Source organism: Ruegeria sp. BE3, assembly GCF_056538865.1.
In genome coordinates this window covers 224,779-237,824 of sequence record NZ_JBQFTW010000005.1, presented here as the reverse complement: position 1 = coordinate 237,824, position 13,046 = coordinate 224,779, and the positions used below count along the sequence as shown (strand labels likewise).

At 56.4% G+C, this 13,046-nt stretch carries 12 protein-coding genes; 7 read left to right on the top strand and 5 right to left on the bottom strand.

Annotated elements, in window-relative coordinates; all coding sequences use genetic code 11:
• The first annotated feature begins 111 nt into the window (after positions 1 to 111).
• The 5 genes from ACR0AZ_RS14075 to thiC all read left to right on the top strand — a co-directional run bounded on the left by ACR0AZ_RS14075 (position 112) and on the right by thiC (position 6,450).
• On the top strand, positions 112 to 945 hold the full coding sequence (locus ACR0AZ_RS14075) for an arsenate reductase/protein-tyrosine-phosphatase family protein (RefSeq protein ID WP_480667712.1): 834 nt from the start codon (positions 112 to 114) through the stop codon (positions 943 to 945).
• A complete protein-coding gene (locus ACR0AZ_RS14070) occupies positions 942 to 1,940 on the top strand; it encodes an ArsJ-associated glyceraldehyde-3-phosphate dehydrogenase (protein WP_480667696.1) in 999 nt (332 codons plus the stop codon). Before ACR0AZ_RS14075 ends, ACR0AZ_RS14070 begins: the two co-directional genes overlap by 4 nt.
• Complete coding sequence (arsJ, locus tag ACR0AZ_RS14065; RefSeq protein WP_480667695.1) at positions 1,937 to 3,202, top strand: organoarsenical effux MFS transporter ArsJ; 1,266 nt, start codon at positions 1,937 to 1,939, stop codon at positions 3,200 to 3,202. The genes ACR0AZ_RS14070 and arsJ overlap by 4 nt, the downstream gene beginning before the upstream one ends.
• Positions 3,199 to 4,212: an ACR3 family arsenite efflux transporter gene (gene arsB / locus ACR0AZ_RS14060; protein ID WP_480667694.1), complete on the top strand. Its 1,014-nt coding sequence runs from the start codon at positions 3,199 to 3,201 to the stop codon at positions 4,210 to 4,212. Before arsJ ends, arsB begins: the two co-directional genes overlap by 4 nt.
• A gap of 438 nt (positions 4,213 to 4,650) precedes the next feature.
• Positions 4,651 to 6,450 carry a phosphomethylpyrimidine synthase ThiC gene (thiC, locus tag ACR0AZ_RS14055; protein ID WP_480472106.1) on the top strand — a complete coding sequence of 600 codons (1,800 nt, stop codon included), beginning with the start codon at positions 4,651 to 4,653 and terminating at the stop codon, positions 6,448 to 6,450.
• 218 nt (positions 6,451 to 6,668) lie between these two features.
• On the opposite strand, the gene ACR0AZ_RS14050 is transcribed toward thiC, so the two are convergent.
• The 5 genes from ACR0AZ_RS14050 to ACR0AZ_RS14030 form a co-directional block, all read right to left on the bottom strand.
• Positions 6,669 to 7,928, bottom strand: coding sequence for a TRAP transporter large permease (locus tag ACR0AZ_RS14050; RefSeq protein ID WP_480667693.1), 1,260 nt, complete (start codon positions 7,926 to 7,928; stop codon positions 6,669 to 6,671).
• Positions 7,925 to 8,458 (bottom strand): TRAP transporter small permease, encoded by a 534-nt coding sequence (locus ACR0AZ_RS14045; RefSeq protein WP_480472108.1) that lies wholly within the window; start codon positions 8,456 to 8,458, stop codon positions 7,925 to 7,927. The genes ACR0AZ_RS14050 and ACR0AZ_RS14045 overlap by 4 nt, the downstream gene beginning before the upstream one ends.
• Positions 8,459 to 8,523: 65 nt before the next feature.
• Positions 8,524 to 9,498, bottom strand: coding sequence for a TRAP transporter substrate-binding protein (locus ACR0AZ_RS14040; protein WP_480472109.1), 975 nt, complete (start codon positions 9,496 to 9,498; stop codon positions 8,524 to 8,526).
• Between the two features lie 27 nt (positions 9,499 to 9,525).
• Entirely contained in the window at positions 9,526 to 10,068 is a 543-nt protein-coding gene (locus tag ACR0AZ_RS14035; RefSeq protein ID WP_480472110.1) for a 3-hydroxyanthranilate 3,4-dioxygenase, read from the bottom strand.
• 87 nt (positions 10,069 to 10,155) lie between these two features.
• The gene (locus ACR0AZ_RS14030; protein ID WP_480667692.1) at positions 10,156 to 11,109 is read right to left on the bottom strand and encodes a dihydrodipicolinate synthase family protein; all 954 of its coding nucleotides are present in this window, start codon (positions 11,107 to 11,109) and stop codon (positions 10,156 to 10,158) included.
• Between the two features lie 146 nt (positions 11,110 to 11,255).
• On the opposite strand from ACR0AZ_RS14030, the gene ACR0AZ_RS14025 reads away from it, so the two are divergent.
• Together ACR0AZ_RS14025 and ACR0AZ_RS14020 are read left to right on the top strand one after the other, a co-directional pair.
• Entirely contained in the window at positions 11,256 to 12,032 is a 777-nt protein-coding gene (locus ACR0AZ_RS14025; RefSeq protein ID WP_480667691.1) for an aspartate dehydrogenase, read from the top strand.
• A complete protein-coding gene (locus ACR0AZ_RS14020; RefSeq protein ID WP_480472113.1) occupies positions 12,032 to 12,979 on the top strand; it encodes a LysR substrate-binding domain-containing protein in 948 nt (315 codons plus the stop codon). The genes ACR0AZ_RS14025 and ACR0AZ_RS14020 overlap by 1 nt, the downstream gene beginning before the upstream one ends.
• Positions 12,980 to 13,046 lie beyond the last annotated feature (67 nt).

Sequence of the window (13,046 nt, the reverse complement as noted above, 5' to 3'; positions counted from 1 at the left end):
AAGCGCTAATGGTTGAGTTTTTCACTTGCGCTCTTAAGCCGTGTTGCGGTCGGTTCGAGCATGAAAACAGAACCGTTGACGCATAAGCTTTATTTCGATATTTCGCGAAATATGGTAAAAGAAGTATCGAATCAACTCTCAGCTCTTGGCCACCCGCAGCGCCTGTCAGTGTTTCGCATGTTAATGCGACGTTTTCCTGACAAGGTACCTGCAGGCGAGTTGGCGTCTGAACTCGGCATCAAGGCCAGTACTCTGTCGAGCTATCTCAATGCGCTTCTAAGGGCCGAATTGGTGGCCCAGGAACGTGTCGGCACTTCTCTGCTCTATACAGTTGATATGAAGAACGTGCAGCACATGCTCGGCTTTTTGTTGAACGATTGCTGCCGCGGTCGCCCTGATATCTGCATGCCCCTGAAGCAAGGAAAAGGCACCATGACGGATCGGAAATTCAACGTACTTTTCATCTGCGTCGGCAACTCGGCGCGGTCTATTTTTGCCGAGTCGCTGCTGCGAGATATCGCCGGAGACAGGTTCAACGTCTATTCTGCAGGAACACGTCCCTTTTCGGAGCTAAACCCGTTTGCGGTGCAGGTCCTGAAAGACAAAGGGCACAACACCGACGTGCTGCGATCCAAGAACGTTGTTGAGTTTTCCGGCCCGGACGCACCACAGTTGGATTTTGTCTTCACTGTCTGCAACAAGGCTGCGAACGAGGAATGCCCTGCCTGGGACGGTCAGCCAATTAGCGGTCATTGGGGTATGGAAGATCCGGTGAAGGCCGAAGGCACTGATGCTGAAAAAAGCCTCGCATTCCAGAACGCTTACGGTGCGCTCAAGCGGCGTATTCAGGCTTTTACCTCTTTGCCGGTCGAAAGCCTTGACCGGATCGCATTGCAATCCGCCGTGGATGACATCGGCAGGACGCAACTTGAGGACGCGGAATGACGACTTACGCGGTAAACGGTCTGGGCCGGATGGGGAAACTGGCCCTGAAGCCATTGCTTGAAAAAGGTGCAAACATCGCCTGGATCAATGATGAGGTCGGTGATCCCGAAATGCATGCGCATCTGCTGGAGTTCGACACGGTGCATGGTCGCTGGGATGCAGAGTTCGCGCATGACGACAGTAGTGTGTCGATCAATGGCACACGCCTGCCCTTCGTTGGCACCAAGGATCTGACCAATCTTCCATTCGACGGCGTCGATGTCGTTATTGACTGTACCGGCGTCTTTAAGACCGAGGCGAAGCTGACTCCTTATTTCGAAGCGGGTGTAAAAAAGGTTGTTGTCTCAGCCCCGGTCAAAGATGGCACCGCCGCCAATATTGTCATGGGCGTCAATGAGGACACTTATGACCCCGACACGCATCATATCGTGACGGCAGCGTCCTGCACTACCAACTGCTTGGCGCCGGTGGTTAAGGTGATCCACGAGAACCTTGGTATTCGTCACGGTTCGATGACTACGATCCATGACGTGACCAACACGCAAACTATCGTTGATCGCCCCGCAAAAGATTTGCGCCGCGCGCGATCGGCGCTGAATTCGTTGATCCCGACCACCACAGGTTCAGCAACGGCAATCACGCTTATCTATCCCGAACTGAAAGGCAGGCTGAACGGCCATGCAGTCCGGATTCCCTTGCTGAATGCCTCGCTGACCGATTGCGTGTTTGAGGTTGAGCGTGAAACCACTGTTGAAGAGGTCAACGCCTTCTTCAAAACCGCCGCCGAAGGTGAGCTGAAGGGTATTCTGGGCTATGAAACCCGGCCTTTGGTGTCCACCGATTACACCAATGACGCGCGGTCTTCGATCGTCGATGCGCCCTCGACCATGGTGGTGAATGAAACTCAGGTGAAGATCTATGCGTGGTACGATAACGAGATGGGTTATGCTTATCGCCTGGTCGATGTTGCGCTGATGGTTGGGTCCTCGCTATGACCGAGCGGCCGGAGGGACTGTCAGCCTATATCGCAGTCACCGCGGCCTATTGGGCGTTTATGCTGACGGATGGCGCGCTGCGGATGCTGGTGCTGCTGCACTTTCATACGCTGGGCTTCTCGCCGGTACAGCTGGCTTATCTGTTTGTCCTTTATGAAATTGCGGGGATGGTGACGAACCTCGCGGCGGGCTGGATCGCGGCGCGCTTCGGGCTGACATCGACGCTTTATGCGGGGCTTGGGTTGCAAGTGTTGGCGCTTCTGGCTCTGACACAACTAAACCCCGACTGGGCGATTGGTGCGTCTGTCGCCTTTGTCATGATCGTGCAAGGGGCGAGCGGAGTGGCCAAAGACCTGGCCAAGATGTCTTCGAAATCCGCTGTAAAACTGCTGGCGCCCGCAGAAGGCGGCGGGTTGTTCCGCTGGGTGGCCGTGCTGACGGGATCCAAGAACGCAGTCAAGGGTCTGGGTTTCTTGCTGGGCGCTGTCATGTTGGCCACGCTTGGATTTCAGGCGGCCATCCTGGTCATGGCGGTCGTGCTCGCGGTAATCCTGTTCGCCGTCGTTCGATTTATGCCGCCGGGCCTGCCCAAAGGGCGCAAGGGGGCGAAGTTTTCCGAGGTGTTCTCAAAATCCGCCAATGTGAACTGGTTGTCGACCGCGCGTGTCTTTCTGTTCGGTGCACGGGATGTGTGGTTCGTCGTCGGAATCCCGATTTATTTCTACGCAGTCTTGTCCGACGGCACCGAAGTGGGCAATCGCAGCGCGTTTTTCATGATCGGCACGTTCATGGCATTCTGGATCATCCTTTACGGAGCGGTTCAGGCCAGCGCACCCAAAATCCTACGCGCCACGAACCGTTCCGAAGAAGACCTGATCCGCGCAGCGCGTAACTGGGCCGTAGCACTGTTCTGCGTTCTTGCGGCTTTGACGCTGGCTGTCTGGCTGTCATCTGGTCCTGAGACCTGGCTGACGACCACGCTGGTCGTTGGCCTGCTGGTGTTCGGGGCGATCTTCGCCGTCAACTCTTCGCTGCATTCCTACCTGATCCTCGCCTTTACCAAGTCCGAGCGGGTCACAATGGATGTGGGCTTTTACTATATGGCCAACGCGACTGGCCGCCTTGTCGGAACCGTTCTGTCTGGCTTCACCTATCAGATCGGCGGGCTGCCCCTTGTGCTAGGCACGGCGGCTGCAATGGTTGCCTTAGCTGCGCTCATATCCGGCAAACTGCAAGACCAGACTAAAGAGGCATATTCATGAGCATCTTCGAACGTTACTTAACCGTCTGGGTCGCCCTTGCCATGGTCGCAGGTGTGCTGATCGGTCTGGCTGCACCCGGTTTGGTCGGGCTTGTGGCTTCGGCCGAGGTCGCTAGTGTAAATCTTGTCGTGGCCGTTTTGATTTGGGCCATGGTTTATCCCATGATGGTCGGAGTCGATTTCGGCGCGGTCGCAGGTGTTGCACGCCAACCGAAAGGCCTGATCGTCACACTAACAGTCAACTGGCTGATCAAACCGTTCACCATGGCCCTTCTGGCAGTACTATTCTTCGACTATGTCTTTGCGCCATGGATCGAGCCCGAAGACGCCGCGCAATATACCGCTGGCTTGATCCTGTTAGGTGCCGCGCCGTGCACCGCAATGGTCTTCGTCTGGTCGCAGCTGACCAAAGGCGACGCCACCTATACGCTAGTTCAGGTTTCGGTCAACGACCTGATCATGGTTGTTGCATTCGCGCCTATCGTCGCCTTTTTGCTAGGGGTCACCGATATCTCAGTCCCGTGGCAGACACTGGTTCTGGCCACCGTGTTATACGTCATCCTTCCCTTGATCGCCGGTCTGATCACCCGTAAGCGGCTTGGATCGTCAGAGGCCATCGACAGCTTCTCGGCCCGAGTCAAACCTTGGTCCGTAATGGGGCTGATTGCGACGGTGGTGATCCTGTTCGGTCTTCAGGGCCAGACGATTCTGTCCAAACCGATGGTCATCGTCCTGATCGCCGTCCCGATTCTGATACAAAGCTATGGGATCTTTGCCCTGGCATACGGGGCGGCCTATGCGCTGAAGGTCCCGCACCGTATCGCGGCTCCTTGCGCGATGATTGGTACCTCCAACTTTTTTGAACTGGCCGTTGCCGTCGCCATAAGCCTGTTTGGGCTGAATTCAGGCGCAGCTCTGGCGACGGTTGTAGGCGTTCTGGTTGAAGTCCCCGTAATGCTCTCGCTGGTCGCCTTCGCCAACCGAACGCGTGATCGTTTCCAACCTGCCTAAAGTCGCGATCCCTTTGGTATTCACACCTTGAAGTAAATCCGCCGCTTCTGGTCGGACTTAGGTCTTATTGACAAAAGGGGTTCACCGCCAAGAGGTATGATTCAAGCTGCCCCGGTGCCGCAACAAATCAACTGTCACGAAGTTCTTCGTCCAAATGATGGTGAAGGTGACACCTATGCGTTGTTACTCCGCACAACATGCAATACAAATTTCGCACGCAGGGGAGTCCCACCAAGGGGACTGAGAGGCTGACGGGGCATTGCCCGGCGACGCGACCCTTTGAACCTGACCCAGTTGACACTGGCGTAGGAAGCTAGGGTGCGCAGGCCGGAAACCGGGCAGGCGCTCTCCGAACAAGGGGGCTCCACGCCCTCTCGTTTCCCCAAGCCACGACTCATCTGGTGTCTTTTTGAGTTGAATTGCTTGAGGAGCACCATAATGAACGTCCCCAATCCCAAGATCACCACGGGTGAATTACCAGCGTCGCGCAAGATTTACGTGAGTGGCACGCGGCACCCTGATGTGCGCGTCCCGATGCGCGAAATCTCGGTCCATCCAACGGCCGGTGAACCGCCGCTGCCGGTCTATGACAGCTCGGGTCCCTACACTGATCCGAATGTGATTACTGATATTCGACAAGGTCTGGCCCCGTTGCGCCGAAAGTGGATCGAGGCGCGCAGCGATGTCGAGGAGTATGACGGGCGCGAGATCAAACCCGAGGATAATGGCTTTGTCGACGGGGATCGGCTGACCCCGGAATTCCCGGTCCGTCCGCGCCCGCTGCGCGCCACGGATGGCAAGGCAGTGACGCAACTGGCCTATGCCCGCGCCGGGATTATCACCCCGGAGATGGAATTTATCGCCATCCGCGAAAACCAACTGCGCGAGGCTGTGGCCGAGCAACGCGAAGGCAATGACTGGGGTGCCAACATACCAGATTATGTGACCCCGGAATTCGTGCGGGACGAGGTTGCCGCAGGCCGCGCGATCATCCCGGCCAACATCAATCATCCCGAAAGCGAACCGATGATCATCGGGCGCAATTTTCTGGTCAAGATCAACGCCAATATGGGTACTTCGGCTGTGACCTCCTCGATGGAAGAGGAGGTGGACAAGATGGTCTGGTCAATCCGTTGGGGCGCGGACACGGTGATGGACCTGTCCACCGGGCGCAACATTCACAATACCCGCGAATGGATCATCCGCAATTCACCCGTCCCGATCGGCACTGTTCCGCTCTATCAGGCGCTGGAAAAGGTGAATGGCATCGCCGAGGACCTGACCTGGGAGGTATTCCGCGACACGCTGATCGAACAGGCGGAACAGGGGGTGGACTATTTCACCATCCATGCGGGCGTTCGGCTCCATATGGTGCCGATGACTGTAAACCGCGTCACCGGTATCGTGTCCCGCGGCGGCTCGATCATGGCCAAGTGGTGCCTGCATCATCACAAGGAAAGCTTCCTCTATGAACATTTCGAAGAGATCTGCGACATCTGCCGTGCCTACGACGTATCATTCAGCCTCGGTGACGGCCTGCGGCCCGGTTCTATTGCAGACGCAAATGACGAGGCACAGTTTGCCGAACTTGAGACGCTGGGCGAACTAACCAGGATCGCTTGGGCCAAGGATTGTCAGGTGATGATCGAAGGCCCCGGCCACGTGGCCATGCACAAGATCAAGGAAAACATGGACAAGCAGTTGGAGTGCTGCCGCGAAGCGCCCTTTTATACGCTTGGCCCCCTGACTACAGACATCGCGCCGGGCTATGATCACATCACCAGCGGCATTGGCGCGGCGATGATCGGCTGGTTCGGCTGCGCGATGCTCTGCTATGTCACGCCCAAGGAGCATCTGGGCCTGCCCGACCGGGATGACGTGAAAACCGGCGTGATCACCTATAAGATTGCCGCCCATGCGGCCGATCTGGCCAAAGGCCTGCCGGGTGCGCAACGTCGCGACGATGCCCTGTCCCGCGCCCGGTTCGAGTTCCGCTGGGAGGATCAGTTCAACCTGTCGCTGGACCCGGACACCGCACGTGAATTCCACGATCAAACCCTGCCCAAACAGGCGCACAAGGTGGCGCATTTCTGTTCCATGTGCGGGCCGAAATTTTGCTCAATGCGGATCAGCCACGACATTCGGTCTGAGGCGCAGAAGGAAGGAATGGAGGCAATGGCCGCGCGGTTCCGTGAAGGTGGTGACCTCTACATACCTGTGGAACCCAAACAGAGCTGACAAATGTCACCGGAGCTGAATTCCGGCTCCGGTGATACCTGCACGATTGCAGCGTATTTTGCTCATGTCGTGCAAACAGACGTTTTCTCACTTATCTCAGCACGGGGTACTTCGCTTGATTGTCGGGCCTATAAGACCTGTTCGCCCTAACCACGGTTGACGCATGTGCGTGATGATATGGCTCCACCAGGTATCTACGGCTGCGATCTTGTGCCCTGTCAGATCAGAAACGTGGACAAACTTGGAAAATAGCTCAGCAGAACTAGAACTGCGGCCACTGCGATCAAAAACGGCCAGAGCGATTTCAGAATCGCACCTGGCGTGGTTCCGCTCATGGAAGATGCAATATAAAGACCTATGCCGACAGGCGGCGTCAAAAGCCCGAGCACGAGGTTCAGGCAGGCTACGACCCCGAACTGATAGGGGCTGATGTCATAAGAGCCGGTCGCGATGGGCAGCAGGATGGGCGTGATCAGGATGATCGCGGCGATACCGTCGATGACCATGCCGATCAACAGAAGCGCCACGTTGACGATCAAAAGGAACATGAAGGGATCCGAAGTGATCGATGTGATCAGATCAGCCAGTTTCTGCGGCAATTCTTCATAGATGATGACCCAACCAAAGACGCTGGCCGCTGCGATCATGAACAGGATCATCGACGCATTTGAGGCTGTCCGCCTGAACATCTCGCCCAATTTTTGCGGGTCAAGATCACGGTAGACCAGCCAGCCGATAAGAAAGGCTATAAGCGAAGCAACGGCGGCGGATTCCGTTGGTGTTGCGATGCCCAGCAGGATGCCCCCGATGATGGACACCGGTACCAGCATCGCTGGCAGAGCCTGAAGCAATGCGCGTACGGCTTCGCTGCGCGACATCCACTCGCCTTTTGGAAACTGCTGCGACCAGCCGATTAGCGTTATCACCAGCGCAAAGCACAGTGCCAGCAGAAGCCCGGGAATGATTCCGGCAATAAACATTTGCCCGATGGGGATCTGGGCCAGAACGCCAAAGATGACAAACATCATCGAAGGCGGAATGACGGGGGCCAGAAGCCCCCCTGCCGCCGTTGTTGCTGCGGCAAACCCCTCATCATAGCCTTCGTCTTTCATGGCGGGCACCATTGCGCGCGACATCACCGCGATCTGAGCAGTGGCCGAGCCGATGATCGCAGCCATGAACATATTGGCCAGCAGGTTGATATAGGCCAACCCTCCGCGAAACCCGCCAACAAAGACACGTGCCAGCGCGACAAGGCGGCGGGTCATGCCACCTTCGTTCATCAATTCACCGGTCAGCATAAACAGCGGAATGGCCAGCAGGCCATAATTTTCCAGCCCTCCGAACATCTTCTGGGCAAAGCTGTCGAAAAGAACCGTGTTGCCGCTTTCCCAGACATACCAGACCGCGGTGATTGCAAGCACAATGGCAACGGGCACGGACAGCAGCAACGCTACCAGAAAAAGTACAGCGCTCATGCTGCGTCCTCTGTCTGTGCCGCTGACAAAAGATGCGTCGTTGAATGCAGCGTCGCGCCAAGGGCAAAGAGCCACATTACCAGCCAAAACAGATATTTCGGCAAGCCTAGCGTCAGCGTTGGTTCAGCATAGATGAAGTTGAAAGTGCTGCCCTGAAACTTCACCGTGTCGAATCCGGCACTGGCAAGATCGGCGGGCAGAAACCATCGCCAGCAGAACCACAGCATCGCCAGCGAAAAGGCGAAGACGATGACATCGACACATTTGCGGATCACACGACGCCATCGATGGGACGCGACATCGGACAGGATCGTAATCGAAACCGAGCTGCGATAGTGCAACGCGGCCGAGGCGCCAAGAAAAGTCATCCAGACCATGGCATAGATCGCCAGTTCGTCGACCCAGAACAACGCTTGCCCAACATTGCGGGTAGCAACATTCAGAAGGATCAATAGCGTCACGCAGACCGCCAGCAAAGCTGCGGCCTGCAACTCGATCCGCGCCCAAGCGGCTGACACACGATACAACATGGCCCCTTCCCCACGAAAAAAGGGCGCGAGCGTACTCGCGCCCAGTTCACTGCCTGTATTGAACCTTACTCGGTTTCTGCTGCCGTTGCGCGCAAAGCTTCAAGCGACGAGGTTTTTTCGGACCAGGTGGCATTCCATTCGTCAATCGCATCGCCAAAGAACGAGGCATCCACTTTGGTGTAGGTCTTGCCCGTGCCTGCGATCTGCTCCAGCCAGCCTGCTTCGTTGGCGACATAGCTGTCGATGGTGCTGTCCACATGTTTGGCCATCAGATCGCCGATCATGGCGCGATCCTCATCTGATAGCCCGGCCCAGACCTTGGCGGACACAAGGCCGACCATCGGGAACATCATATGATCCGACTGCACGATGGTATCAGCGTGATCATAGTATTTCAGGACCCAGATCAGTTCCGCATCCATGTCAATGGCATCGACCTGACCATTGGCCAGTGCATCATAGACTGCGGGAAGGGGCATCGGGGTCGGCGCGGCACCAACAGCGTTGTAGAAATCCAGAATCGGCGTGAAAGGCGTGATTCGCAATTTCAGCCCGGCAAGATCCTCCGCAGAGCCGATTTCCCCACGACTGACGATCTGGCGCAGACCTGCCATGCCATAGCCGACACCGACGACCCCCACCTGCCCGGGCAGCGGTTCAAGCATGGATTTGGCCGTGTCTGAGCGAAGAATGCGGCCCGCATGGCCGATATCATTGGCTAGGTAGGGTGCATAAAACGCTCCAAGCTCGGGCGCCCGGTTCGAAACCTCGGCGACCGTCATGAAGGCCATATCAAGCGCACCGGTTTGCAACTGCTGCAGCATCTCGGCCTCATTGCCCAACTGGCGGGCCGGAAAGACGGAAACACTGTGTGCACCACCCGAGGTGTCGGCCAGCTCAGCGCCGAAGGCTTCGGCGGCCTTGGTCCAGATATGTGGGGGCGGAGTGATCAGCCCCAGTCGAAATTCTTCGGCCTTCACGGCAACGGATGACGCGGCCACGAGGGCTGCCGAGGTAATAATCTTGGCGAAGTGTTTCATCGTTTTCCCTGTCTTTTTTCTGACCTATTATAGCTTTACCCAGCCTTCAGGAGGTTCCTTGCCCGGATGCACGGTACCACAATTCGGGCAGGTTCGGTCCTCTTCCGACGCATAGAATTTCTCGTAAACCGGTGGCAGGTCCTTGACGATGGACTGCAGCTGAAACTCGGCTCGGAATACTTTGTGCTGACATTCAAAGCAGTACCATTCGATTGCATCGAACTGCCCTTGCTGACGCTTAGGTTCGATCACCAGCCCCACCGAGCCCTCCTGCGGACGCTGCGGCGAATGGCGCACATGCGGCGGCAGCAGGAAAATCTCACCCTCGCGGATCGGCACATCATAGAATTCTTCGCCATCATAGAGCTTGAGTAGCATATCACCCTCAAGCTGATAAAAGAACTCCTCGACCGGATCGTCGTGATAGTCGGTGCGCTTGTTGGGGCCACCTACAACCGTGACCATCATGTCAGAGTCTTCGAAAACCATCTTGTTGCCCACCGGGGGCTTAAGCAGATGACGGTGTTCATCAATCCAGGTCTTGAAGTTGAACGCGGACAGTTTTGACATGACCTTCTCCCATCGCGAAAAATTCTGTGTGACAATCTCCATAGCTGCAAAGAAATTGTCCGTAAGTAGGTATCTGATTTACTTATATCAAAGCTTCAGTCCGCATTCGTTGAACCCGTTGCGGATAAGCTCTTTCTCTGCCTCGGTCAGCTCTAACATAGGTGCCCGGACACGCCCGCCATGCTGCCCCAGAAGTTCTTGCCAGTATTTGCCAAAAGCGGTGGGTTTGCTGGCCGGTTTGGTGCGCTTCATCGCATCCCGCACTGGGTTGAGGCTGTCAAAGACGCGCCGCGCCTCTTCTGCTTTGCCTTCAAATGCCAGCCGCGTGTATTCATTCATGCGCTGATCATTGGCCGTCTGCAACTGATAGGGCGGGGATGAACACAGATAGAGCTTCCAATCGAGCTCCAGAATGTTGTCCAGCCATTCGTGTTCAGCTGATGTCGAGACATGGATCTTATCACCAACCATATGGCTCAGGCGCACATACATCTCGCGCGGAACCGAGTATTTGATCGCGACAATGTTGGGTAAATCCGCGATCCGCGCGCATTCCTCGGGCTGCATTAGATAGCCGCTGTCAGGATGGCTCCACATGGCGATGCCGATGTCCAGTTCATCGCAGAAGCGTTTATAATACTGATAGAGCAGCTCCCCACGTTCCTGACAAAAGCTGAGCATCGGCGCATGAACCACAACATAATCCGCGCCACAATCCTGCGCGTGGCGGCCAAGCTCCAGCGCCGTATTTAGGTTCTGATCCGAGATCGACATGATCGTCCCGGCCTGTCCGGCGCACTCCTCAACCGCGATGGTTATATTGCGCTTGCGCTCCTCCAGGCTCATCGCCCAGAATTCCCCCTGCTTGCCCGCGATAAACAGGCCCTGAATGCCAAGGTCGTCGATCCAATGCCGGATATTGGCGCGCAGGCCTTCCTCATCCAGCGAGAGGTCTTCTCTGAACGGGTTCAGAGCGGCCGCCCAGATGCCCGTCATGTTCTCGCGGGCATAAGCCTTCGCTTCGTGTTTTGTATATTGCATGAGCCGCTACCTGTAGAATGTGCTGCCGCTAACAAACTGCATTGCGCGGGCGGCGTCCAAGGTGAAGCCGGTAAGTGGGTATCGAAAAAATGAATATCTGACGCTTTTCAATTCCAGTGCAATTTGGATTAACCTATGACAATGGAATGAAGGTTGGATTGATCGGAAAAGGCGCCATTGCGCGATATGTCCGCGCGGCCCTTGCGGATCGCGGACATGAACTTACCGCCATTTTGCTGCGGCCTGAGCGAGTGGCGCCCGACGCAACACTGGAGGTTGCAACGGTCGAAGCGTTGCCAGATGATCTGGATCTGATGATTGATTGCGCAGGGCACGCGGCGCTGGCGGAGCATGGTCCCCGCATTCTGGCGCGCGGTATCAACATGCTCACAGTATCGCTCGGGGCGCTTGCAGACGCGGCTATCCAATCCGCGCTTACGCAGGCAGCCAAGGAAGGAAATTCAAGACTGTATCTGGCGAGCGGAGCTATCGGTGCTCTGGATTGCCTGAGCGCGGCGAATGTCGGCGGGCTGAGCACTGTAACCTATACCAGTCGCAAGCCACCGCAGGGGTGGCGTGGCTCTCCGGCGGAAGACAAGCTGGATCTTGATGGTTTATCAGAAGGGGCACAGGTGCATTTCGAAGGAAGTGCCCGCGCCGCGGCGCTGGATTACCCCAAGAATGCAAATGTAGCGGCTGCCGTCGCATTGTCCGGGCTTGGCTTTGATGAGACGCATGTTCGCCTGATCGCGGATGCGTCAATTACGCAGAACACTCATGAAGTTACCGCAAAGGGCACGTTTGGAGAGTTTCATTTTCAAATCCATGGCAATTCCCTGCCCGACAACCCCCGGTCTTCGGCCTTGGCCGCGATGAGCGTAGTGGCAAAGCTTGACCAGATCGACCTAAGGATCACCTTGTGATGGAACGCCATGCCCGCATCGTTGAGCGCGCGCTGACTCGGCTTAAGCTACGGCAGTTGCGTTTACTGGTGGCGGTTGGAACGCACGGAAACATCCAGAATGCCGCCCGGTCGCTGGGGATATCTCAGCCCGCCGCCACCAAGATGATCCAGGATCTGGAACTGGATTTCGAGGTCAAACTGTTCGACCGCACTAATCGCGGTGTCGGGCCGACTGTTTTTGGCGAAACTTTGATCCGGCATGGCAAGCTGATTTTCGCGCAGATATCGCAAGCGGCTCAGGAACTTGATGATCTGAGCGAAGGAAATGCCGGCCGCGTAGTCGTTGGTACTCTGCTGGCAGCCTCTGCCAGTCTGTTGCCATCAGCTATTGAAGTTCTTTTGACCGAACGTCCAAAGGTTGCGATCAAAGTGGTGGAAGGCACCAATGAGGTGCTGATGCCGGGATTGCTGTCAGGAGAAATCGATATGGTGGTCGGGCGCCTTCCATCGCACCGTCATCGCGACAAGATCAGGCAGGAAAAACTTTTTGATGATCGCATTCTGGCCGTAGTCGGGCCAACGCATCCTCTGGCGGGCAATGCTGAGGTCAGCTTTGCCCAGACCAAGCCTTTTGGCTGGGTCCTGCCGCCGCTGGAAACCACATTGCGGCGGCAGGTCGATCATTTCTTTACCGGGCAACAGCAATATGTGCCTACGGTCTCGATCGAAAGCGTGTCTTACCTGACCAACCGCACCCTGTTACAGTCGCGCGATCTGATCGGGCTGATGCCAGCCGAAGTTGTCGCCCACGACATCGAAAATGACCATTTGGTAGAGCTGGACTGGACGGTCCCCTTCGGTCATGGACCAATCGGCGTTTCGTTGCGCGCCGATGATGACTTGTCCCCGGCGGGGCGGGCGTTCAAGGCGGCGCTCCACTTGGCGGCGCAAATGAGGCAGGGCTGATATTCCTCATTCTGATATCAGTATTCATCCAATTCACTTGAGGCGAATGCCCATGGCGGGTGATCTA

What these genes read in the sequence shown, in the direction of transcription:
- ACR0AZ_RS14075 (WP_480667712.1), top strand. Translation starts at nt 112, where the DNA reads ATGGTAAAAGAAGTATCGAATCAACTCTCAGCTCTTGGCCACCCGCAG.
- ACR0AZ_RS14070 (WP_480667696.1), top strand. Translation starts at nt 942, where the DNA reads ATGACGACTTACGCGGTAAACGGTCTGGGCCGGATGGGGAAACTGGCC.
- arsJ (WP_480667695.1), top strand. Translation starts at nt 1,937, where the DNA reads ATGACCGAGCGGCCGGAGGGACTGTCAGCCTATATCGCAGTCACCGCG.
- arsB (WP_480667694.1), top strand. Translation starts at nt 3,199, where the DNA reads ATGAGCATCTTCGAACGTTACTTAACCGTCTGGGTCGCCCTTGCCATG.
- thiC (WP_480472106.1), top strand. Translation starts at nt 4,651, where the DNA reads ATGAACGTCCCCAATCCCAAGATCACCACGGGTGAATTACCAGCGTCG.
- ACR0AZ_RS14050 (WP_480667693.1), bottom strand. Translation starts at nt 7,928, where the DNA reads ATGAGCGCTGTACTTTTTCTGGTAGCGTTGCTGCTGTCCGTGCCCGTT.
- ACR0AZ_RS14045 (WP_480472108.1), bottom strand. Translation starts at nt 8,458, where the DNA reads ATGTTGTATCGTGTGTCAGCCGCTTGGGCGCGGATCGAGTTGCAGGCC.
- ACR0AZ_RS14040 (WP_480472109.1), bottom strand. Translation starts at nt 9,498, where the DNA reads ATGAAACACTTCGCCAAGATTATTACCTCGGCAGCCCTCGTGGCCGCG.
- ACR0AZ_RS14035 (WP_480472110.1), bottom strand. Translation starts at nt 10,068, where the DNA reads ATGTCAAAACTGTCCGCGTTCAACTTCAAGACCTGGATTGATGAACAC.
- ACR0AZ_RS14030 (WP_480667692.1), bottom strand. Translation starts at nt 11,109, where the DNA reads ATGCAATATACAAAACACGAAGCGAAGGCTTATGCCCGCGAGAACATG.
- ACR0AZ_RS14025 (WP_480667691.1), top strand. Translation starts at nt 11,256, where the DNA reads ATGAAGGTTGGATTGATCGGAAAAGGCGCCATTGCGCGATATGTCCGC.
- ACR0AZ_RS14020 (WP_480472113.1), top strand. Translation starts at nt 12,032, where the DNA reads ATGGAACGCCATGCCCGCATCGTTGAGCGCGCGCTGACTCGGCTTAAG.